Consider the following 20,986-nt stretch of genomic DNA (forward strand, 5'->3'; position numbering starts at 1 on the left):
TCCTCCAGATCATTCTTTTTCGATCGGCGCAAATTTCGCGAGCAGCCGCTTGATGCCTGTCGGGCTCGGGAAGGCGATATCGAGTTCTGTTTGTTCGCCGTCGCCTTTGACATTGACGACAGTCCCAGTGCCCCATTTTTTATGCTTCGCACGGTCGCCTGTTTTCCAGCCCAGGCGGGCATGCTTATAGCTTGTCGCTGCGCCTGCACGGTGATTGGCGATGGTTTGTTCAATCAGCTCTTCCGAAATTTCGGAAATGAAGCGCGACGGCATATTGAAATTGCTCTTGCCGAAAATCGTCCGTGACGAAGCATGCGTCAAATACAGCCGTTGTTCGGCGCGCGTGATGCCAACATATGCCAAGCGCCGCTCTTCTTCCAATTCTTCCTCGTCGTTATTCGAACGCGAATGCGGGAAGACGTTTTCTTCCAGCCCCGCGATGAACACGACCGGGAATTCCAGGCCTTTCGCTGCGTGCATCGTCATGAGGATGATCGGGCCGTCGCCTTGTTCTTCTTCCTCGTCCAATGAATCGATGTCCGCAATCAAAGCCAAATCGGTCAGGAACGCTACCAGTGACTTGTCATCGCTTTGTTTTTCAAATGCTTGCGTCACCGTCAGGAATTCATCCAAGTTTTCGAGGCGGCTTTCGCCTTCGATGGTCTTGTCGTTTTGGAGCATTTGGCGATAGCCGGATTTCTTCAGCACTTCTTCCACCAATTCCGTCACCGACAAGAATTCCTGCATTTCGGTGAATCCGGCGATCATCGCCCGGAATTCAAGCGCGGTCTGGGCGGTTTTCGCCGTCAAGCCCATGAAATCCGCTTCCTGCAAGGAATCCATGATGGTGCGGTCTTGTTCAATCGCAAAACGCGCCATTTTCTCGAATGAGGTCGCCCCGATTCCTCGCTTCGGTTCATTGATGATGCGCGCTAGTGACAGGTCGTCTTCGTTATTGGCAATCAAGCGCAAATACGCGAGCAAGTCCTTGATTTCCTTGCGGTCATAGAATTTTGTGCCGCCGACGATCGTATAGCTCATATTCGATTTGACGAACATTTCCTCTAAAATACGCGATTGCGCATTGGTCCGGTAGAGAATGGCGAAATCAGAGGTTTTATATCCTTCTTCCTGCATAAGGTTTTGGATGGTCTGGACGATGTACTGGGCTTCCTGTCGCTCATCGCCCGCTTTATGGAGCGTAATTGCCGGCCCTTCGTCATTATCTGTGCGCAATTCTTTCGGATAGCGGCTCGTGTTTTTTTGGATGACGTCGTTTGCCGCCTGCAAAATGCGTTTGGTCGAACGGTAATTCTGTTCGAGCATGATCACTTTGGCGTCCGGATAATCCTTTTCGAATGACAGGATATTGGTGATATCCGCACCGCGCCAGCGGTAAATCGACTGGTCGGAATCACCGACCACGCAAATGTTCTTGAATTTTTTCGCCATTAATTGCACCAGTTGATACTGGGCGTTGTTCGTATCTTGGTATTCATCGACATGGATGTAGTGGAATTTATCCTGATAATATTCCAGCACATCCGGGACCGTTTCAAAGAGCCTTAAAGTCATCATGATCAAATCGTCGAAATCGAGCGATTGGTTTTTCTGGAGGCGCGTCTGCTTAAAGTCATCATGATCAAATCGTCGAAATCGAGCGATTGGTTTTTCTGGAGGCGCTTCTGGTAGCCTGTGAACACTTCTGCGACCGTTTTTTCATACGGGTTGAATTGATTGGCGTTCGCTGCAAAAGTTTCCGCATCGATGCATTCGTTTTTCGACGACGAAATGGCGTTCAACATCGTCCGCGGCTCGTATTTTTTCGGGTCCAGGTTTTGCTGCTTCAAGACATTCTTGATGACCGTCAATTGATCGGTCGTATCCAATATCGAGAAGCTTTTCGAAAAGCCCAGACGGTCGATATTGCGGCGCAGGATGCGCACGCACATCGAGTGGAAGGTTGACACCCACATGCGGTCGCCTGTTCCGTGGCCAAGCAGCCCATCGATCCGGTTGCGCATTTCGCGCGCGGCTTTGTTGGTGAAGGTGATCGCCAGGATATTGGACGGGTAGACTTGTTTTTCCAGCACCAAGTACGCGATGCGATGCGTCAGTACGCGTGTTTTCCCGGATCCCGCACCGGCCATGATCAATAGCGGGCCTTCTGTTGTTTTAACTGCTTCTTCCTGCTCGGGGTTCATCCCCCGCAGCAGGTTTTTTGTGATTAATTCCATTGTGCACCACCTCGAACGTTTGTTCCTATTATTATAACGATTGCTCAGCCGTTTCCGCAACTGCCTTGACGGTCGCAAGCGCTTTATTTAGATCTTCGTATATAATATTGCCGACAACGACCGTATCGCTCAGCTTAGCCATTTCCTTGGCACGCTCCGCCGAATCGATGTCGCCGCCGTAAAACAGCCGTGTATCAGACAGCACTGACGCGGTTTTTTCAACAAGTTCCGGATCACCGTACATGCCGCTGTATTCCAGATAAAAGATGGGGAGCCGGAAAAAATGCTCTGCCATGCGCGCATATCCGAGCACATCCTCTTCAGTCAAGGATGCATCCGCACCTGTTAAGCTTGCCGCTTTGCAGTCCGGATTCAAAATGCAATAGCCTTCCGGCACGATCTCGGTCCAGTCCATGATCTCTCCGTATTCACGGATCGCCTCGTGGTGAAGCCCTTTGATCCATTTCGGGTCGCTGCTATTAAGCACTGTCGGGATAAAATAATAATCGAATCCCGGCGTCACCGATTCGACCGTCGACACTTCAAGCGCCACCGGCACCGAATAGCGGCGCACGCGTGCCATCAATTCTAAGACATTGTCGAGTGTGACATCATCACTTCCGCCAATCAAGATGGCATCAGTCCCGGATTCGCAAATTCGTTCCAAATGTCCATCTGAAAGTTCTTTCGCAGGGTCTAATTTAAAGACATGCCGCCATGTTTGAAAGTCCACAGGTATTCTCCTAACTGTACTTTTGTTTTCATCTTTCCATTATAACAAAAGATCAGCCAACACTCCGTTCCCATCCATCCACAAATGAGCGAATTAGCGCATAAAAAACTGACCAGCGCCAATCGCTGGTCAGTCTTTTGGAAGTTCAATCTGTTTTTCTTCCGGATACAGCACGTCGAGCATTTCCTCGTACGCGTCATTGCCGTAATTCAAGCAGCGGCGTACTCGGGAAATGGTCGCTGTGCTCGCGCCCGTTTCGTTCTTGATTTTTTCGTAAGTCTTTTTCAAGCGCAGCATATGCGCCACTTCAAAGCGCTGCGATAATGATTGGATTTCACTGATCGTGCACAAATCATCAAAAAATCGATAGGCTTGTTCTTTGTTTTCCAATGCCAGCACCGCTTCGATCAATTGATCGGTCTGCGGCCCTCTAATCTTATCAACTTGCATGCACATTCAACGTCCTTTCATTGCTCTTCGATTGATCCCGCTTCTACGGGCTATACTGAACCGCCTGGCCAATTCCCGGTGAATCTGGAATTATGTGGACCCAGGTTTTTCCTTGCGTCAATTCGGCTGTCCCATTTTCGTCGACTGGCACAAGCATGCCATTTTCTGCGCGCCACGTGATTTCCTGCACGGTTCCTTCACGGAACAATAATGCCTGCCCCCGGAAGTCAGGTCGATTTCCTGGCGGCCTTTGGCATCGATCGTGTCATGCGCTGTTTCAATGACCAGCACATTGGCGATTGCGATCGGCTGCGAAGTTTCCTTATCTTCAGTCGCGGTTCCTCCCGATGACCGGGCGTAAAGCTGCGACTCAGCATCATAGGCATAGTTGCTCGCAAAAAGCGGATCTCCGCCATAGGTTACTTCTATAGAAGCAGCTTGTTCCCCTAGTTTATCATTACTGCCCGGTGCAGAGAAAGCATAAGGTGCTTTCATGCTGTAATTGGATGAAGCGTCTGTCATCTCCATCGCAAGTTCGACGTTTTCATAAGTGATATAGGAATTGTGCGGCGCCACACGGTCCAATGAACGCTTGAACAAAGTCCCATCATACTGCATGCCGTTGATATGGTCGACCACTCCCGAATCAAGCAATTGCTTTGCTTCCGGGCTATAGCCATGGGCAACAAAAAATGCATCATACGCATCGGCCAGTTCGACAAAATAATCACGCGCACTGCGCACCGGTCCGATGTTCACCGGAAACTGGCTTTGATACAAGGCCAAAAATCGCGTGATATTGTATTCCGCAATTAACTCGAATACCATATCAGCTTCCACTAGACCCGTTTGCGGACGCGCCGCCGGATGATTATTGATGACCGCCATCACCGCCCGGCTGTCATACGGCCCGTCTCCTTGCATGCCGGTGAACGGGGCGGTGGTGAGCACTTCCTCCGGCACCTCAGGCTTTTCCGGCGCTTGTGGGGTTGCGGGCATTTCCGGCTCTCCCGCTTGTTCTCTTCCGACCAGCCAAACAACCAAGACAGCTGCAACGATCAGCAAAGCAAGCAAGATCAGCCATTTTTTCATCCCTGGCCCCTCATGAATGCCGGAAATAGAATCGTTTTGTTCATGACGTCATAAATACCTTTTTGGGTAATGCGGACATACGGCAAATGTGTCGCCATCAAGAACAATAAAGTATAAACAGCGTCGCCGTGTTCATAGCCGCGCTCTTTCAACGCGCTCTTCAACGCAGTTTCCTGCTCCATCAACGGCTCCATCGGCAAATCAGACATGATGCCCCCGATAGGAAGCGGCAATTCGCAAACTATCTCGCCATCTTCAATCAAGACGATGCCGCCCTTGAGGCGCTTCACTCGTTCAAACGCTTGCCACATATCCTGGCGGCTTTTGCCGATCAACACGATATCTCCTGTGTTTGTGTAAGATGAAGCAAATCCATCGACTTCTGTCGCGAAGCCTTTGATCAATGTATTGACCCGCCATTTGCCGTTGCGGTCGATCAGCATCAGGAAGCTTTCGCCATGTTCTTTCGACAAGCGTTCGACGTTCGTGTCAACACTTACGGAATACGGTTTGGTGATGACGTCATTGACCATTTCTACGCCAAACGGCATTGAAAACTGGAAATCATCATCGGTCAATTCGAAATCGAGATCCAATTCCGGCAGCACCGACCAATCCACATCATCGAGCGAACGCACTTTTTGGCCGTCGCGCTTGAGCCAGATCCCTTTGGAAATCACACCGCTCGGCACCGGGTTATCGATCGAATCGAGAATATTCAAGTTCGCATAGCGCCCGGTCGCGATCAAACCGTGCAAGCTCGTCAAGTTGTAATAGCGCGCCACGTTATAAGAAGCCATCATATAGGCATCGATCGCTGGAACCCCGGCATCAAGCGCGATTTGGATGCACAAATCGATCACGCCGTCTTTATGGAACACCGGTGTCGAGCCGTCTGTCGTCATCATCAATTTATCGAACACATTTAATTCCCGCTCGACAATCCCTGACAATAGTTCCGGCAAATCCGGACGTATCGATGAATGGCGCAATGTCACGCCGTAGCCGTGCAATAGGCGCATTTCCACTTCATCGACAGTCATCGCTTCATGGTCCCCGTCAGCACCCAGCAGCTTCATGCGCGCCAAGGTCTTCTCAGAAGCTCCCGGGAAATGCCCTTCAATTTTCTTCAAGCTGATTTTTGCTTTTTGAATCCAATATAGCATCTGGTCGTCGCCAGCCAATAACTTCGGCCAGCCCGTCAATTCCCCGCCTAAGATGACATCCGGACGCTCCAGCCATTCGCCAACCGCTTTCGATGTGAATTTTTGGTCTTCCCCGACAAGTTCGGTCTGCGAATCGAATCGCGTCCACCAATAGAATGTGAACGGCAATTCCGCCATGCGATCCAGCAATGTAAACGCTTTCTCGTTTTCTAACGCTAAAAATAACGGCAAGTTGTCTGAGATGAACCCGGTCGTTCCACCTTGCGCAGCATAATCGGCAAATTGCTGGGGATTGTAAAGTTGATACGGGTGGACATGGGGCTCGATATAGCCAGGCACGATCCACTTGCCGCTGACATCCACAACTTCTGTCGAATCATCGATTTTCGGCATGTCTTGCCCTGCATAAATGATGCGGTCTCCATTGATCCATATATTTCCGGTCATCCATTTTTTAAATATCCCGTGCAGATATGTGGCATTCGTCAGCACAAGATCCGGGGACAATTCTTTCGACACAATCTTCAATTGTTTCCGTATTTCTGTATTTCTCCATAAAGGGTTTACCATCCGAAGGCACCTGCTCTCTCTTCAATATCCATACATCGTATACTAGCATAATTATGCATTTTTTTACAGAGAATGACGTGAAAATGCTCCTCTCTTGTGCCGTTCCAGACATAAAAAATCCACGTCTTTGAGACGTGGATTTTTGTTTATTTATTGACTGGATCGCTGAAAGGCTTCAAGATATCCTGCTGGTCTTGCTCTTTTCGCGTCAAGACATCAGAAACCGGATCGTACGACTCGCCGTAGAAATGCTCGTCTTTATACGTATGGATATCTTCATACATTTTCTTCATTGCTTCGAAAATCTCTTCTTCGGTTTCGCCATTCGGCGCCCAGTAAAGAATCTCCATCGAGTTTTCTTCGCCTGTCGCGAGTGAACGTCGGCAATAACCGATTGACGAGGCATGCTCGAAGCCTTCGCGAGCATAAAAGCGCAAGCGTTTTTCGGAATCCGTATCTTCGTAATCAACCGGTTCGACTTCCAAAATGATCGGCTTGTTCTTGTCTTTAAGCATTTGCAAAGTTTTCTTGCCGATGCCCATGCCACGCGATTCTTTCGACACGAATAAATAGTCGACGAATGAGAAGCTCGGGAATTCCGCATACATCAAGACGTGATACGGTCCCTCATCTTTGTAGTAGACACTGCCTTTTTCCTTCAGCAACGTGTCCATATGTTCTTTCGATTTCATTTCCTCCACTGGGAAATATTGATTCAGTTTTTCATACCAGTTCATCATTTTTGCTCCTTCCGAGTTTGAATGCCCTGCTGGTTTTGTTAGTTCCGGGGTAGTGATGGGTAAAAATTGGAGTTTAATAAAAGAGGTAAAAGTGGGCTTTTGAAAATCCTCTGCGGCAAGGGGCCGCATAAATAAATGACACAGCTTCGTGACGAAATTGTGTCATTCTATTATAGCAACTATTCACTTAGATTGCACGCCAACCGATATCTGTGCGGTAAAAGAAACCGTCCCACTCCAATTTACCGAGTGCTTGATAGACGGTAGACTGGGCATCTTTCAACGTTTCCCCACTGCCTGCGACAAGCAGCACCCGGCCACCGTTAGCAGTGAAGCGGCCTTCGGAGCGTTTCGTGCCGGCGTGGGTGACGGTTACATCCGATAATTCATCCAGTTCTGGCAAGGCCGCCCCTTTTTCCACAGTTCCCGGATAGCCGTCCGCTGCAATGACGACACCGAGCACAGGGCGTTCATCCCATTCAAGCTCCATTTCTTCACCGTCCAGAATGGTCGAAATAAACGCGCCAAGGTCGGTTTTCAGGCGCGGCAAGACCACTTGCGTTTCCGGGTCTCCGAAACGCGCATTGAATTCGATCACTTTCGGGCCCTTGGCCGTCAAGATGATGCCGGCATATAAAATACCGTTAAATGGTGTGCCTTCACTGCTCATTGCCTCTACCGTCGGGCGGACAATTTTCGCGAAAGTCTCCTCGACGACCGATTCCGAAATCTGCGGCACCGGCGAGTAAGCACCCATGCCGCCCGTATTCGGCCCCTTGTCGCCATCAAACGCACGCTTATGGTCTTGTGAGATAACCATCGGGTAGATCTTGCCATCTTGGACGAAGGACATAAAGGAAAATTCCTCGCCGTCCAAAAATTCCTCGATAACGACAGTCGATCCCGAGTCGCCGAATTTTTGGCCATCGAGCATGTCCTTTACGGCCTCGATTGCTTCTTGTTCGCTTAATGCCACGACGACGCCTTTTCCGGCTGCGAGCCCATCCGCCTTGATGACGATCGGCGCGCCTTGTTGCTTGATGTACTTTATAGCTGCCTCAGTATCTGAAAAACTTTCATAAGCTGCGGTCGGAATCGCGTATTTCTTCATCAATTCCTTAGCGAACGCTTTGCTGCCCTCGATGCGCGCCGCCGCTTTGTTCGGCCCGAAGATCTTCAAGCCGCGGTCTTCAAAGAAATCGACGATACCTTCTGACAGCGGCTGTTCCGGCCCGACGAATGTAAACTCGATCTCATTGTCCTTCGCGAATGCTGCCAAAGCTGCAAAATCCGTCTCGTTGATATCAACGAGCTGTGCATCTTGTTCCATGCCGTCATTGCCGGGGGCCACATAAACTTTCGCGACCGATGGCGAGATGGCGAATTGATGAGCAAGCGCGTGTTCACGCCCACCTTTGCCGATAACCAATACGTTCATAGCCGTGCACCTCCGATTAATGTTTGAAATGGCGGACGCCTGTGAAGACCATCGCGATGCCGTGCGCATTCGCCGCATCGATCGACTCCTGGTCTTTTTTCGAACCGCCCGGCTGGATGATCGCTTTGATGCCGGCTTTCGCTGCTGCTTCTACCGTGTCAGCCATCGGGAAGAAAGCGTCCGATGCCATCGCTGCGCCTTGCGCTTTGTCAGCTGCCTGCTCAAGTGCAATGGCGGCTGCCCCAACGCGGTTCATCTGTCCTGCACCAACGCCTAACGTCATCGACTCATCACACACGACAATGGCATTCGATTTAACATGTTTCACAACACTCCAGCCAAGTTTCAAGGCTTCGAGTTCTTGTTCTGTCGGCTGTCTTTCCGTCACGACACGGATATCTGCATCCCCATAGCCGAATGTATCCGGCTCCTGGACGAGCAATCCGCCTTCGACTGTCACCGTATTCCATTTGTCGCGGCGTTTCGTTTCAAACGGCACCGTCAACAAACGGATGTTTTTCTTTTTACCGAGTTCTGCAAGTGCATCTTCCGTGAACGATGGCGCAATGACGATTTCAAGGAAAATCTGCGACAATTGCTCAGCTGTCTCGAGGTCGACTTCGCGGTTCAAGGCGACGATGCCCCCGAAGATCGATGTCGAGTCCGCTTCATACGCTTTCTTGAACGATTCAGAAAGCGTAGCACCGGTCCCGACGCCGCACGGGTTCATATGCTTCACTGCGACACTTGCCGGCATCGTGAATTCCTTGATGATCTGCAGCGCAGCATTGGCGTCTTGGATATTGTTATAGGAAAGCTCTTTGCCGTGCAATTGCGTGGCATGTGCGATTGAGAAATCCGAACCGAGCGCGCTCTTATAAAACGCTGCTTTCTGGTGCGGGTTTTCCCCGTAGCGCAGCGCTTGGGACAATTCATATGTAAGGGTCAACTGCTCCGGATATTGTTCATCCGTCAGTTCCGTTAAGTAGTTGGAAATATAGGCATCATACGCCGCGGTATGGCGGAATACTTTCGCTGCGAGTTTCCGGCGCAGCTCAGGGCTCGTTGTTTGCTGCTCGTGCAGTTCTGCAAGCACCGCTTCGTAATCGCCTGAATCGACGATGACCGTCACGTAAGCATGGTTTTTCGCTGCCGAACGCAGCATTGTCGGGCCGCCGATATCGATGTTTTCAATGGCATCATCAACTGTCACATCCGCTTTTGAAATCGTTTCGCGGAATGGGTACAAATTGACGCAGACAAATTCGATCGGTGCGATGCCGTTATCGTTCATTTGCTGCTGGTGTTCGCTATCGTCGTGTTTCGCGAGCAAACCGCCATGGATCAGCGGATGCAAAGTTTTCACGCGTCCCCCGAGGATTTCAGGGAACCCGGTCACTTCGTCGACTGCTGTCGTCGGAACGCCATTGTCTTCCAAATGCTTGCGCGTGCCGCCTGTCGATAAGATTTCTACATCCATTCTTACTAGTTCACGGGCAAACTCCAAAATGCCGGATTTGTCCGATACGCTCATCAATGCTCTTCTTTTCATTCATGGACCTCCTAGACCGACTGCTGCCGGCTGAATAATTGCTGCAAACTCTCAGGGTATAATTGGTGCTCGATTTCATGGATTTTGCGTTCCACTGTCTCACGATCCGCGCCGTCTACAGGAAACGAGCGCTGTGCGATGATCGCTCCCGTGTCCATGCCTTCATCGACAAAATGTACGGTGACTCCAGCCTCTTTTGCCCCGGCTTCTAGCGTCTGTCCGATTGCGTCTTTACCCGGAAACGCCGGCAGTACCGATGGGTGGATATTGACGATGCGGTTTTCATAAGCCCCAAGCAAAACAGGTCCGACCAACCGCATAAACCCAGCCAGCACGAGCCATTCGACACCCGCTCCAGCTAATTTTTCCACCAGCATCGATTCATATGCCTGTTTGGACGCATACTCACGCGGTGTAAATGAAAATGCCGGTACTCCTGCTTGCTTCGCCCGTTCCAACACAAACGCGGACGGCTTATCCGCCACGACCAAAACGATGTCCGCATCGAGACGCCCGTCTTGAGTTGCTTCGTAAAGCGCTTGAAAATTAGAGCCGTTTCCAGAAGCGAAAACGGCCATTTTTGTTCTATTTTTCATGTAAAGTCCCGTCCTGACTGCCTTGGAACTGGACACCCTCGATCTCTGTCACTTTACCGATCACATAGGCTTTGTCTCCACTCGCTTCTGCTGCCTGGATCGCTTGTTTTGCATCCGCTTCAGAAACGGCCACTGCAAATCCGATGCCCATATTGAACACGGAATACAGATCACGGTCTGCCAGTTCGCCTTTTGCTTTCAATAGGTCGAATACCGGAAGCACCGGCCACGAGCCAAGATCGATCTCGACACCTAGCCCATCAGGCATCATGCGCGGCAAGTTTTCGATAAACCCGCCGCCCGTGATATGCGCCATGCCGTGGACGTCCGCCTGTTTGCGGATCGATTGGACAGTCTTAGCATAAATTTTCGTCGGCTCGAGCAGCAAGGATTCGAGTGTGCCGAGCTCTTCAAAGCCCGCTACTTTCTCGTCCAACGAACCTTCCTGGTCGCCGAATAAAATATGGCGGACGAGCGAATAGCCATTCGAGTGGATGCCGCTTGAAGCAAGCCCCACCAAGACATCGCCCGCTTGGATGCGCTCGCCTGTCACGATATCTGCTTTCTCGGCAGCACCGACCGCAAAGCCGGCGATGTCGTATTCATTCTCATCATAAAGCCCCGGCATTTCAGCCGTTTCTCCGCCGATCAATGCCGCGCCTGCATCTACGCAGCCATCGGCAACGCCTTTGACGATTTGTTCGATCTTTTCAGGAACCGCTTTGCCGCAAGCAATATAATCGAGGAAAAACAAAGGTTCCGCACCTTGTGCAACGATATCGTTGACGCACATCGCGACGCAATCGACACCGATCGTATCGTGCTTATCCGCCATGAAAGCCAGTTTCAGCTTCGTGCCGACACCGTCTGTTCCGGAAACGAGAACCGGTTGTTTCAAATTCAGCTCGGACAAATCGAACATGCCGCCGAACCCGCCGAATGCACCCAGCATTCCTGTACGCGCGGTGCGTTCGACATGGGATTTCATCCGCTTGACAGCTTCATAGCCCGCTTCGATATTGACGCCTGCTTTTTCATACGCTTTAGACACTTCGGTTCCCCCTATTTCACTTTTTCTTTTTCATGCGGCAAGACGGTATCCGGGTAGATATTCGTTGGATATTCGCCAGTGAAACACGCCAAGCAATGGCCGCATTTCGAGCCTGGGTCGGTGCGTCCGATGTTTTGGACCATGCCATCGACCGACAAAAACGTCAGCGAATCTGCACCGATGATTTCACGCATTTCTTCTACTGTATTGTTCGCGGCGATCAACTCGCCGGATGTGCTGATATCGATGCCGTAAAAACAAGGGTTCTTGATCGGCGGCGAGCTGATGACGACGTGAACTTCCGTCGCGCCTGCTTCTTTCAATAAAGCGACGATGCGGCGGGAAGTGGTGCCGCGCACAATTGAGTCATCAACCATGACGACGCGTTTGCCGTTGACAACTTGGCGCACTGGAGACAGCTTCATCTTGACGCCGCGCTCGCGCATTTCCTGTGAAGGTTGGATGAACGTCCGTCCTACGTAACGGTTTTTGATCAACCCGAGTTCGTACGGAATCCCGCTTTGCTCAGAAAAACCGATCGCTGCGGAAATACTGGAATCCGGCACACCCGTGACAACGTCCGCTTCGATGTGGACTTCTTTTGCCAATTGCTTGCCGAGACGTTTTCTCGCCGAATGGATATTGATGCCATCGATATCCGAGTCCGGACGGGAGAAATAGACATACTCCATCGTACAGATCGAGCGCTCTTCTGGATACGCAAAACGTTCCTTGCGCATGCCATCATCGTTGATAATCAAGAATTCACCTGGTTCGACAGAATGCACAAACTCTGCGCCGACAATATCGAATGCGCAAGTTTCAGAAGCGACAACCCAAGCATCCCCCATTTTCCCAATGGATAAGGGACGCAAGCCGTTCGGGTCGAGCGCCACAAACATGGCCTCTTCCGTCAAGACCAAGCATGCAAACGCGCCTTTCAATAGAGACAAGGCATTTTTCGCTTTTTCTTCAAAGCTTTCATAACCGCTGCGCTTGATCAAGTGTGCGAGCACTTCCGTATCCGATGTCGTTTGGAAGATGCTGCCTTGGCGCTCCAAATGCCCTTTTAATTGCGTCGCGTTGACCAAATTGCCGTTATGCGAAATTGCCAGGCTTCCTGTCGTCGAATTGAACAGCAAAGGCTGGACATTTTCAATGCCGCTGCCGCCTGCTGTTGCATAGCGGACATGTCCGATGGCAGCAGTACCGGTGATCTTCTCCAATTTCTCTGGAGTGAACACTTCACTGACCATGCCTTCACCTTTTAATGCGCGTAAAGCCTCTCCATCAGTCGAAACGATTCCTGCGCCTTCTTGGCCGCGGTGCTGCAAAGCATGAAGCCCATAATACGTAAGTTGCGCTGCGTTGGTGTGGCCCCAAATGCCAAAAATCCCGCATTCTTCGTTTAAGCCTCTGATTTCAGCAAGCATGGTATAGCCCCTTTCCAGGCGGAGCGGAGCGTTTCGACCGATTCATCGATCCAGACGGCTCCGTCTTCCCCTTTGACGATCATGCGATCACCCGTGACTTCACCGATTTTCCGTGCATCTTTCACTATATCCTCGAATGCTTGTGCTTGCTCAGGCGATACCGTGAGCAAAAAGCGCGATTGTGTTTCACTGAATAAAGCGGTCGTCTTGGAACCGGCAAGGTTTACGTCTACGCCAAGCCCGTTGCCGAAAGTCTTCTCAGCCAAAGCGACAGCGACGCCGCCTTCCGCTACGTCATGAGCCGACTGAACTAAACCTTGCTGAATGGCAGAAAGGATAGCGGATTGGCGTTGTGCTTCGACGTCCAAATCGATAGATGGCGCTTTTCCGAAAATACGGCCTTCTACCATTTTCTGCAATTCGCTGCCGCCGAATTCTGTCATGCTGCCGCCGACAAGATAGACGAAATCGCCTTGCTTTTTCGCATCTTGCGTCGTGACATGCTTCAAATCTTCGACAAGCCCGACAAGCCCGATCGTCGGCGTCGGATAAATCGCTGTGCCGTTTGTTTCATTATATAAAGAGACGTTTCCGCCAATAACTGGTGCGTTCAATTGAAGGCAAGCTGCCGACATGCCGTCAGCCGCTTTTTCAAGCTGCCAGAAAATCTCAGGTTTTTCCGGGTTGCCGAAGTTCAGGCAATCGGTGATCGCAAGCGGGCGCCCGCCTGAGACGACGACGTTACGCGCCGCTTCTGCGACAGCGATCTTGCCGCCTGTTTCTGGGTCAAGGTAAATATAACGAGAGTTGCAATCCGTTGTCATCGCAAGGCCTTTATTCGTTCCGCGCACACGGATGACTGCTGCGTCAGAGCCAGGTGAGACGACTGTGCTAGTACGCACTTGGTGATCGTATTGATTATAAACCCATTCTTTCGAAGCGATAGTCGGCTGCTTCAATAATGAAACCAAGGTTGCCTGATGGTCTTCCACTTCCGGCTCTTCGTTCGGCAAGCTTTGGAATTCGCGGTAATATTCCGGCACGCTCGATTTTTGGTGATAGACCGGCGCATCTTCTGCCAGTGCGTCGACCGGCACTTCCGCAACGATTTCGCCTTTATGCTTCAAGCGCAATGTGGAATCGTCCGTTACCCGTCCGACTGTCACGGCATCCAGGCCGTATTTTTCGAACAGCTCGACGATTTCCGGTTCGCGCCCTTGTTTGACAACGATCAGCATGCGTTCCTGTGATTCCGACAGCATCATTTCGTAAGCCGTCATGCCCGTTTCGCGTTGCGGTACATGATCCAAATCCATCTCGATGCCAGATCCGGCTTTCGACGCCATTTCCGCTGAAGATGAAGTGAGTCCTGCAGCACCCATATCCTGGATGCCGATGAGTGCATCGGATTTCACGAGTTCAAGGCATGCCTCAAGAAGCAATTTCTCCATGAACGGGTCCCCCACTTGAACAGCCGGGCGTTTTTCATCGGATGCGTCCGTTAACTCTTCTGAAGCGAAGGTCGCGCCGTGGATGCCGTCGCGGCCTGTTTTAGCGCCGACGTACATGACCGGGTTGCCGGTTCCTTTAGCGACGCCTTTTTGGATATCTTTATGGTCGATTAAGCCGACGCACATGGCATTGACAAGCGGGTTGCCATCATACGATGCATCAAATTGCACTTCGCCTCCGACCGTCGGAATGCCGATGCAATTGCCGTAACCAGCGATGCCTGCGACCACTTCCTCGAATAAATATTTGACGCGCGGTGTTTCAAGTTCCCCGAAACGCAAAGAGTTCAACAGTGCGATCGGACGAGCGCCCATCGAGAAAACGTCGCGGATGATGCCGCCGACGCCTGTTGCCGCTCCTTGGTAAGGTTCGATTGCAGACGGATGGTTATGGGATTCCATTTTGAATACAGCTGCCTGGCCGTCGCCGATATCGACGATGCCCGCGCCTTCCCCTGGTCCTTGCAACACATGGTCGCCTTGGGTTGGGAATTTAGACAATACCGGCTTGGAGTTTTTATAAGAACAATGCTCAGACCACATGACAGAAAACAAACCGGTCTCCGTATAATTCGGCGTTCTGCCAAGGATGTCTTCCACCATTTTAAATTCAGCATCCGATAAGCCCATCTGCTGGTAGATTTTCTGTTCTTTGATCTGTTGTGTGTTCGGCTCAAGCGTGACTGACATGTGATTCCCTCCACTGTTTGACGATTGATCTGAATAATGGCAAGCCGTCCGTTCCGCCGATCAAGTCGGAAACGGCGCGTTCCGGATGCGGCATCATGCCGAGCACGTTTCCTCGGTCGTTGATGATGCCCGCAATATTATTACGGCTGCCGTTGAAATCTTCTGCATATGTGAAAACGATTTGGTTATTGTCTTTCAAATGCTGGTATGTCGCATCGTCGCAATAATAATTGCCTTCCCCGTGAGCGACTGGAATGCGGATTTCTTCGCCTTCTTTGTATTCATTCGTGAACAAAGTGTGGGCGTTCTCTACTTTCAAGCTGACTGTGCGGCAAGTGAATTTCAAGTCTTTATTGCGCATTAGCATCCCCGGAAGCAATCCAGCTTCTGTTAGAATTTGAAATCCGTTGCAGATGCCGAGAACTGGCTTGCCGTCTTCGGCTGCTTTTCGCACTTCGTCCATGACGCCTGAAAAACGTGCAATCGCTCCTGCGCGCAAATAATCACCGTATGAAAAGCCGCCAGGAAGCAAGATTCCGTCATAGCCGCTTAAGTCATGAGTATCATGCCAGACGTATTCCGCTTCTTCTCCGAGTTCATCCTTAATGGCGTGGTACATGTCCAAGTCACAATTCGATCCTGGGAAAACAATCACTGCGAACTTCATTGTGAGACAACCTCCTCGATTTCGTACCTGTAATCTTCAATCACCGTATTCGCAAGCATCCGGTTGCAAAGTTCATCAACTAAAGCATCTACGTCGCGCTCACTTTCTCCAATGACAAGTTCCAAATATTTGCCGATCCGTACATCCTGAACTTCGTCATACCCCATCTTATGGAGCGATCCCATCACAGCAGAACCTTGTGGATCAAGTACACTTTCACGCAATGTCACATACACTTTTACTTTTTTCATCAGTTTTGTCCTCCCAGTCGAGATAAAATGAGTTCATAAGCATCGGTCAAGTTGCCAAGATTGCGGCGAAATACATCTTTATCGAGTTTTTGTTTTGTTTCTTTGTCCCAGAGCCTACATGTGTCCGGTGAAATTTCATCAGCCAACAAAATTTCACCGTTTTCATCACGGCCGAATTCGATTTTAAAATCAACTAAATCGACACCGATATCGTGGAAAAAGCCGATCAACACACCATTGATCTTCCGCGCTTTGTCTTTCAAGACCGCCACTTCCTGCTCTGTCGCAAGTTCAAGCATGGCGACATGATCATCCGTAATCAACGGATCGCCCAGCTCATCGTCTTTCAAGTAAAACTCCACGACCGGCTTTTCGATCTCTTTGCCTTCTTCGAGCCCAAGTCGTTTCGCCATGCTGCCGGCGACGATATTGCGGACGACGACTTCGATAGGTACGATGCTCACTTCGCGCACCAATTGCTCGCTATCAGACAACTGCTTCACAAAATGGGAAGCGATGCCATTTGCTTTTAATTTCTCAAACAGCAAAGAGGTGATTTGATTGTTCAAGCGCCCTTTGCCTGAAATCTCTTCTTTCTTCTCTCCGTTGAACGCAGTGGCGGAATCTTTGTATTCCACCCAAAGAATGCCTTGCTCGTCCGTTTTATACAGACGCTTCGCTTTTCCTTCGTACAATAGCTGAGCTTTTTCCATGATTGATGCCTCCGTTTAATTTAATTCGAGACGGTTGAAGATCATATCGACTTGCTGCAAGTGGTGGTTGTAATCAAAGCAATCGTCCAGCTCTTCTTTCGTCAGCTGAGAAGTGATCGTCTCGTTCGCTTCCACGACTTTACGGAACGAAGTCTGCGTTTCCCATGCTTCCATCGCGCAAGGCTGCACGGTATCGTATGCCGCTTCACGTGCCATGCCTTTGTCGATCAACGTCAGCAGTACGCGCTGCGAATAAATCAATCCAAGAGTCGAATCCATATTGCGCTTCATGTTCTCCGGGAACACCGTCAAGTTTTTGACGATATTGCCAAAACGGTTAAGCATATAGTTCAAAGCAATCGTTGCATCCGGCAAGATGACACGTTCTGCAGATGAATGTGAGATATCGCGTTCGTGCCATAGTGAGACGTTTTCATAAGCCGTCATCATATACCCACGGATCAAGCGTGCAAGGCCAGTCATATTTTCAGAACCGATCGGGTTGCGTTTATGCGGCATTGCCGATGATCCCTTTTGCCCTTTCGCGAAAAACTCTTCAACTTCACGGGTTTCGGATTTCTGCAAACCACGGATTTCCGTCGCGAATTTCTCGATGGATGATGCGATCAAAGCCAGCGTGCTCATATACTGTGCATGGCGGTCGCGCTGCAAAGTCTGTGTGGAAATGCGCGATGCAGCGATTCCTAAGTTTTTGCATACATATTCTTCAACAAACGGGTCGATATTCGCGTACGTTCCAACCGCACCGGACATTTTGCCCGTTTCGATCGATTTCGCTGCCGCTTCAAAACGCTCCAGGTTGCGTTTCATTTCCTCGTGCCAAAGCGCGAGTTTCAAACCGAATGTCGTCGGCTCTGCGTGGACACCGTGTGTACGGCCCATCATGACCGTCATTTTATGCTCTTTCGCTTTCACCGCTAAAATATCGATGAAGTTCGTCAAATCTTTGCGCAGGATTTCATTCGCCTGCTTCAACAGATAAGAAAGTGCCGTATCGACAACGTCTGTTGACGTCAATCCGTAATGCACCCATTTGCGCTCTTCCCCAAGTGTCTCGGAAACCGCACGCGTAAAGGCAACGACATCGTGGCGTGTCTCTTCTTCAATCTCTAAGATACGGTCGACTGAAAACCCTGCATTCTCACGGATTTTCGCCACGTCTTCTTTTGGGATATCGCCGATTTCTGCCCAAGCTTCACATGCAAGGATTTCTACTTCCAACCATGCTTGGTATTTGTTTTCTTCTGTCCAAATGGCACCCATCTCCGGGCGTGTATAACGTGCGATCATAATCTATATCCTCCAATTATTCCGGCCAAATGCCGGATGCGTCGATTTCGTTTAATGTTCGATCTATGTCTTCCGTCAAAATGGTCACATGCCCCATTTTGCGTTTATGTTTTGCTTCGTCCTTGCCGTATAAATGAATCGACCAGTCCGGATAATGCGCAATTTTCGTTGTGAGCGGCGCTACATGCTCACCCAGTACATTCACCATGACAGCAGGGCTCCACAGCTTTGGCTCACGCAGCGGCCAGCCGCAAATGGCGCGGATATGCTGATGAAACTGCGAAATATTCGTTGCTTCGATTGAATAATGCCCTGAGTTATGAGGGCGCGGAGCCAGTTCGTTTACCATGATTTCTCCATCCGGCAAAACGAACATTTCAACAGCTAAAGTTCCGATCATTTGCAGATGTTCGGCAATCGCTTCCGCAGCCTGTTTCGCTTTAACCAGCGTCTCTTCACTCACCCGTGCAGGAACAATGGTTTGGTGCAAAATATGGTGTTTATGGACATTCTCGCCAATCGGCAACAGTGCCGTTTCACCTAGCGTATTGCGCTGAATCACAACGGATATCTCCATTATAAAATCTACAAACGCCTCCGCTACACAATCCCCATTTTGGAACAAAGGCTCAGCATCTGCTAATTGCTTTTCGTTTTCTACAATTTGCTGGCCTTTGCCGTCATAACCGCCTCTAGCCGTTTTAACGACAAATGGATATTCCAGCTGGCCAATCTGCTCTTTCAACTCGCTGAAGGTAGAAGCTTCTATATAATCCGCTACCGGCACTCCAGCCTTCCTGATGGCCTGCTTTTCAAAAATCCGGTTTTGTGTAATCCCAATCAGCTCTGCCCCTTGAGGCACATAGGCGATCTCCGATAAATGACGAAGCCCTTCCACGTCAATATTTTCGAACTCATACGTGATGACGTCACTTACTTCCGCCAACTCTTCTAAAGCTTGTGCGTCATTAAATGGCGCAACAATCTGGATATCTGCCACTTGCCCGGTCGGGGAGTCCATACCTGGATCCAAGACGGCGATTTTAAAACCCGCTTCCTTCGCAGCTAACGTCATCATGCGGCCCAATTGCCCTCCGCCGATAATTCCGATCGTTTGACCCGGTAAAATTGTTCTCGTCATACTAAATCACCCGAACTTTCCAACACAGCTTCTGCAGTCCGTTTGCGCCGTTCTTCCAAAGCACGTACTGCATCATTATCAACTGTTCCAAGAATCTGTGCTGCCAGGAGACCCGCATTGATCGCGCCGGCTTTCCCAATCGCAACAGTTGCAACCGGCACGCCGCCAGGCATTTGAACGATCGACAATAAGGAATCCATTCCATTTAATGCTTTTGACTGCACCGGAACACCGATGACCGGCAAAGTCGTTTTTGCCGCCACCATCCCCGGCAGATGAGCAGCGCCGCCAGCTCCTGCAATAATGACATGCAAGCCTTTAGCGCGTGCCTCTTCCGCATAGCTGAACATAAGATCAGGCGTCCGATGGGCTGAGATCACCTTTTTTTCATAGCCGATCTCTAGTTCATCCAGCACATCGCAAGCATGTTTCATCGTTTCCCAATCACTCGAGCTTCCCATAATAATGCCGATTCGCGGATTCATTCAATAACCTCTCTTTCAAAAGTAAAAAGCCCTCAAATAAACTGCTCACATGACGTGAAAAGCAGTTTACTTAAGGACTTTGATTCAACGAAAACATACGTGATGGCATAAAAAAGCACATCCTCCGTTATAAGTACCATAAGTTGCTTTCCCGCATAGTCCGGACATTTACGGTGTCCTGGTAGAGACGCAGAGGCCAATTCCTCTGCATATATGGGGTTTCCTTATTAATCATAACAAGATGATTCAAGTGCGTCAATGGTAAAGTCGAACGATAACCAAAACACTTCTTTTAACGTTCGTGTTTTTTACCCATCATCTGCTATTTTTCGATTTTATTACCTTTAAACTTGATAATCTGGCGGACAGGTACAGGCTCTCCATTAATTTCTTCAAATAAGGGCTCTTCTTTACGGCCCACAGCCATATAACCCTCTTGTTTCATTCGGTTCAGACAGTCTTCCATCGTCTCGTGTTCCTGCACTTCGAACCAGATTGTCTTTTTACTCATTTAAATAATCTACCTCTTTTCACTTGTTTTACCCAGAATCCACCATGAATCGTTTTCGGTTCATAGGCTATAATAAAAGCTTTTGGATCGATCTCCTGAATAGTTTTATATAATTTTAATTCCCATTTCCGAGGAGTCAAAATCTGCATGGCTTGACGTCCACCATCTCTGCCATTTGCCTCCCAATCAGTTACTCCATAGCCTTTTTCACGCAACTTCTGGGGAAGCTCATCACTTTCATGGTTACTAATAACATTAACTGTTATATAGCCGAGCGCCATTTTCTCCTCGATTTTGGAACCGATAACAACTCCAGAGCCATAGCCAATCGCATAAGCAACTAAGTTCTGAATCTGATCTAGATTATCCAATACCAGTCCAAGCCCTACTATATATATAACCACTTCTATCATGCTGACAAGCGCTGCTAAATAACGGAAACCTTTAAGCGTCATAATCATCCGCACGGTAAAGAAAGTGACATAGACAATATTGATTGAAAATATTATGAGAACCATTAACCACGGATTAATATCCAATTTCTGCACCCTTTCCTTCGCAATTAAATTTCATATTAGGGTAATCAAAGTTCGAATGCAAGAGAGAATTGGCATTGTTTCGTGAAAAAAGCAAATGAAACAAAAAAAA

At 49.6% G+C, this 20,986-nt stretch carries 20 protein-coding genes, 1 pseudogene and 1 riboswitch; all 21 genes and pseudogenes read right to left on the bottom strand.

Features of this window, described 5'->3' with window-relative positions; all coding sequences use genetic code 11:
- Window positions 1-9 precede the first annotated feature (9 nt).
- Window positions 10-1,578 (bottom strand): 3'-5' exonuclease, encoded by a 1,569-nt coding sequence (locus tag ON064_RS01620; protein WP_483879752.1) that lies wholly within the window; start codon window positions 1,576-1,578, stop codon window positions 10-12.
- A 2-nt stretch (window positions 1,579-1,580) separates the two neighbouring features.
- The gene (locus ON064_RS18510; protein WP_483879753.1) at window positions 1,581-2,237 is read right to left on the bottom strand and encodes a UvrD-helicase domain-containing protein; all 657 of its coding nucleotides are present in this window, start codon (window positions 2,235-2,237) and stop codon (window positions 1,581-1,583) included.
- A 31-nt stretch (window positions 2,238-2,268) separates the two neighbouring features.
- Complete coding sequence (gene pcrB / locus ON064_RS01625; protein ID WP_274623342.1) at window positions 2,269-2,970, bottom strand: heptaprenylglyceryl phosphate synthase; 702 nt, start codon at window positions 2,968-2,970, stop codon at window positions 2,269-2,271.
- A gap of 129 nt (window positions 2,971-3,099) precedes the next feature.
- A complete protein-coding gene (locus tag ON064_RS01630; protein WP_068489075.1) occupies window positions 3,100-3,420 on the bottom strand; it encodes a YerC/YecD family TrpR-related protein in 321 nt (106 codons plus the stop codon).
- Window positions 3,421-3,463: 43 nt separating this feature from the next.
- A pseudogene (locus tag ON064_RS01640) lies at window positions 3,464-4,512 on the bottom strand (DUF3048 domain-containing protein).
- Window positions 4,509-6,248: an adenine deaminase C-terminal domain-containing protein gene (locus ON064_RS01645; RefSeq protein ID WP_274623344.1), complete on the bottom strand. Its 1,740-nt coding sequence runs from the start codon at window positions 6,246-6,248 to the stop codon at window positions 4,509-4,511. Before ON064_RS01645 ends, ON064_RS01640 begins: the two are co-directional and overlap by 4 nt.
- Window positions 6,249-6,394: 146 nt before the next feature.
- Window positions 6,395-6,985, bottom strand: coding sequence for a GNAT family N-acetyltransferase (locus tag ON064_RS01650; RefSeq protein WP_058381403.1), 591 nt, complete (start codon window positions 6,983-6,985; stop codon window positions 6,395-6,397).
- 190 nt (window positions 6,986-7,175) lie between these two features.
- Complete coding sequence (gene purD / locus ON064_RS01655) at window positions 7,176-8,426, bottom strand: phosphoribosylamine--glycine ligase (RefSeq protein ID WP_274623345.1); 1,251 nt, start codon at window positions 8,424-8,426, stop codon at window positions 7,176-7,178.
- A gap of 16 nt (window positions 8,427-8,442) precedes the next feature.
- Window positions 8,443-9,978 carry a bifunctional phosphoribosylaminoimidazolecarboxamide formyltransferase/IMP cyclohydrolase gene (purH, locus tag ON064_RS01660; RefSeq protein ID WP_274623346.1) on the bottom strand — a complete coding sequence of 512 codons (1,536 nt, stop codon included), beginning with the start codon at window positions 9,976-9,978 and terminating at the stop codon, window positions 8,443-8,445.
- Between the two features lie 11 nt (window positions 9,979-9,989).
- A complete protein-coding gene (gene purN, locus ON064_RS01665; RefSeq protein ID WP_274623347.1) occupies window positions 9,990-10,574 on the bottom strand; it encodes a phosphoribosylglycinamide formyltransferase in 585 nt (194 codons plus the stop codon).
- On the bottom strand, window positions 10,564-11,625 hold the full coding sequence (gene purM, locus ON064_RS01670; RefSeq protein WP_274623348.1) for a phosphoribosylformylglycinamidine cyclo-ligase: 1,062 nt from the start codon (window positions 11,623-11,625) through the stop codon (window positions 10,564-10,566). The genes purN and purM overlap by 11 nt, the downstream gene beginning before the upstream one ends.
- Window positions 11,626-11,636: 11 nt before the next feature.
- The gene (gene purF / locus ON064_RS01675) at window positions 11,637-13,058 is read right to left on the bottom strand and encodes an amidophosphoribosyltransferase (RefSeq protein ID WP_274623349.1); all 1,422 of its coding nucleotides are present in this window, start codon (window positions 13,056-13,058) and stop codon (window positions 11,637-11,639) included.
- A complete protein-coding gene (purL, locus tag ON064_RS01680) occupies window positions 13,034-15,259 on the bottom strand; it encodes a phosphoribosylformylglycinamidine synthase subunit PurL (protein WP_274623350.1) in 2,226 nt (741 codons plus the stop codon). Before purL ends, purF begins: the two co-directional genes overlap by 25 nt.
- On the bottom strand, window positions 15,243-15,926 hold the full coding sequence (purQ, locus tag ON064_RS01685) for a phosphoribosylformylglycinamidine synthase subunit PurQ (protein ID WP_274623351.1): 684 nt from the start codon (window positions 15,924-15,926) through the stop codon (window positions 15,243-15,245). The genes purL and purQ overlap by 17 nt, the downstream gene beginning before the upstream one ends.
- The gene (gene purS, locus ON064_RS01690) at window positions 15,923-16,177 is read right to left on the bottom strand and encodes a phosphoribosylformylglycinamidine synthase subunit PurS (RefSeq protein ID WP_274623352.1); all 255 of its coding nucleotides are present in this window, start codon (window positions 16,175-16,177) and stop codon (window positions 15,923-15,925) included. The genes purQ and purS overlap by 4 nt, the downstream gene beginning before the upstream one ends.
- Window positions 16,177-16,890, bottom strand: coding sequence for a phosphoribosylaminoimidazolesuccinocarboxamide synthase (gene purC, locus ON064_RS01695; RefSeq protein WP_274623353.1), 714 nt, complete (start codon window positions 16,888-16,890; stop codon window positions 16,177-16,179). The genes purS and purC overlap by 1 nt, the downstream gene beginning before the upstream one ends.
- A gap of 15 nt (window positions 16,891-16,905) precedes the next feature.
- Window positions 16,906-18,201 carry an adenylosuccinate lyase gene (gene purB, locus ON064_RS01700; protein ID WP_274623354.1) on the bottom strand — a complete coding sequence of 432 codons (1,296 nt, stop codon included), beginning with the start codon at window positions 18,199-18,201 and terminating at the stop codon, window positions 16,906-16,908.
- A 16-nt stretch (window positions 18,202-18,217) separates the two neighbouring features.
- A complete protein-coding gene (gene purK / locus ON064_RS01705; RefSeq protein ID WP_274623355.1) occupies window positions 18,218-19,342 on the bottom strand; it encodes a 5-(carboxyamino)imidazole ribonucleotide synthase in 1,125 nt (374 codons plus the stop codon).
- On the bottom strand, window positions 19,339-19,827 hold the full coding sequence (gene purE, locus ON064_RS01710; protein WP_274623356.1) for a 5-(carboxyamino)imidazole ribonucleotide mutase: 489 nt from the start codon (window positions 19,825-19,827) through the stop codon (window positions 19,339-19,341). Before purE ends, purK begins: the two co-directional genes overlap by 4 nt.
- Before the next feature lie 136 nt (window positions 19,828-19,963).
- Window positions 19,964-20,064: riboswitch (purine riboswitch) on the bottom strand.
- 85 nt (window positions 20,065-20,149) lie between these two features.
- Window positions 20,150-20,338 (bottom strand): NETI motif-containing protein, encoded by a 189-nt coding sequence (locus ON064_RS01715; protein ID WP_058381416.1) that lies wholly within the window; start codon window positions 20,336-20,338, stop codon window positions 20,150-20,152.
- Window positions 20,335-20,856: a DUF2179 domain-containing protein gene (locus tag ON064_RS01720; protein ID WP_407951584.1), complete on the bottom strand. Its 522-nt coding sequence runs from the start codon at window positions 20,854-20,856 to the stop codon at window positions 20,335-20,337. The genes ON064_RS01715 and ON064_RS01720 overlap by 4 nt, the downstream gene beginning before the upstream one ends.
- Window positions 20,857-20,986 lie beyond the last annotated feature (130 nt).

The sequence above is a fragment of the Planococcus sp. A6 genome, from assembly GCF_028823615.1.
In the GTDB taxonomy this organism is placed as follows: domain Bacteria; phylum Bacillota; class Bacilli; order Bacillales_A; family Planococcaceae; genus Planococcus.

What these genes read in the sequence shown, in the direction of transcription:
- purL (WP_274623350.1), bottom strand. Translation starts at nt 15,259, where the DNA reads ATGTCAGTCACGCTTGAGCCGAACACACAACAGATCAAAGAACAGAAA.
- purD (WP_274623345.1), bottom strand. Translation starts at nt 8,426, where the DNA reads ATGAACGTATTGGTTATCGGCAAAGGTGGGCGTGAACACGCGCTTGCT.
- ON064_RS01620 (WP_483879752.1), bottom strand. Translation starts at nt 1,578, where the DNA reads ATGATGACTTTAAGGCTCTTTGAAACGGTCCCGGATGTGCTGGAATAT.
- ON064_RS01715 (WP_058381416.1), bottom strand. Translation starts at nt 20,338, where the DNA reads ATGAGTAAAAAGACAATCTGGTTCGAAGTGCAGGAACACGAGACGATG.
- ON064_RS01645 (WP_274623344.1), bottom strand. Translation starts at nt 6,248, where the DNA reads ATGGTAAACCCTTTATGGAGAAATACAGAAATACGGAAACAATTGAAG.
- ON064_RS01720 (WP_407951584.1), bottom strand. Translation starts at nt 20,856, where the DNA reads ATGGTTCTCATAATATTTTCAATCAATATTGTCTATGTCACTTTCTTT.
- purC (WP_274623353.1), bottom strand. Translation starts at nt 16,890, where the DNA reads ATGGAAAAAGCTCAGCTATTGTACGAAGGAAAAGCGAAGCGTCTGTAT.
- purE (WP_274623356.1), bottom strand. Translation starts at nt 19,827, where the DNA reads ATGAATCCGCGAATCGGCATTATTATGGGAAGCTCGAGTGATTGGGAA.
- purF (WP_274623349.1), bottom strand. Translation starts at nt 13,058, where the DNA reads ATGCTTGCTGAAATCAGAGGCTTAAACGAAGAATGCGGGATTTTTGGC.
- purB (WP_274623354.1), bottom strand. Translation starts at nt 18,201, where the DNA reads ATGATCGCACGTTATACACGCCCGGAGATGGGTGCCATTTGGACAGAA.
- purK (WP_274623355.1), bottom strand. Translation starts at nt 19,342, where the DNA reads ATGACGAGAACAATTTTACCGGGTCAAACGATCGGAATTATCGGCGGA.
- ON064_RS18510 (WP_483879753.1), bottom strand. Translation starts at nt 2,237, where the DNA reads ATGGAATTAATCACAAAAAACCTGCTGCGGGGGATGAACCCCGAGCAG.
- purH (WP_274623346.1), bottom strand. Translation starts at nt 9,978, where the DNA reads ATGAAAAGAAGAGCATTGATGAGCGTATCGGACAAATCCGGCATTTTG.
- purQ (WP_274623351.1), bottom strand. Translation starts at nt 15,926, where the DNA reads ATGAAGTTCGCAGTGATTGTTTTCCCAGGATCGAATTGTGACTTGGAC.
- ON064_RS01650 (WP_058381403.1), bottom strand. Translation starts at nt 6,985, where the DNA reads ATGAACTGGTATGAAAAACTGAATCAATATTTCCCAGTGGAGGAAATG.
- purN (WP_274623347.1), bottom strand. Translation starts at nt 10,574, where the DNA reads ATGAAAAATAGAACAAAAATGGCCGTTTTCGCTTCTGGAAACGGCTCT.
- purS (WP_274623352.1), bottom strand. Translation starts at nt 16,177, where the DNA reads ATGAAAAAAGTAAAAGTGTATGTGACATTGCGTGAAAGTGTACTTGAT.
- ON064_RS01630 (WP_068489075.1), bottom strand. Translation starts at nt 3,420, where the DNA reads ATGCAAGTTGATAAGATTAGAGGGCCGCAGACCGATCAATTGATCGAA.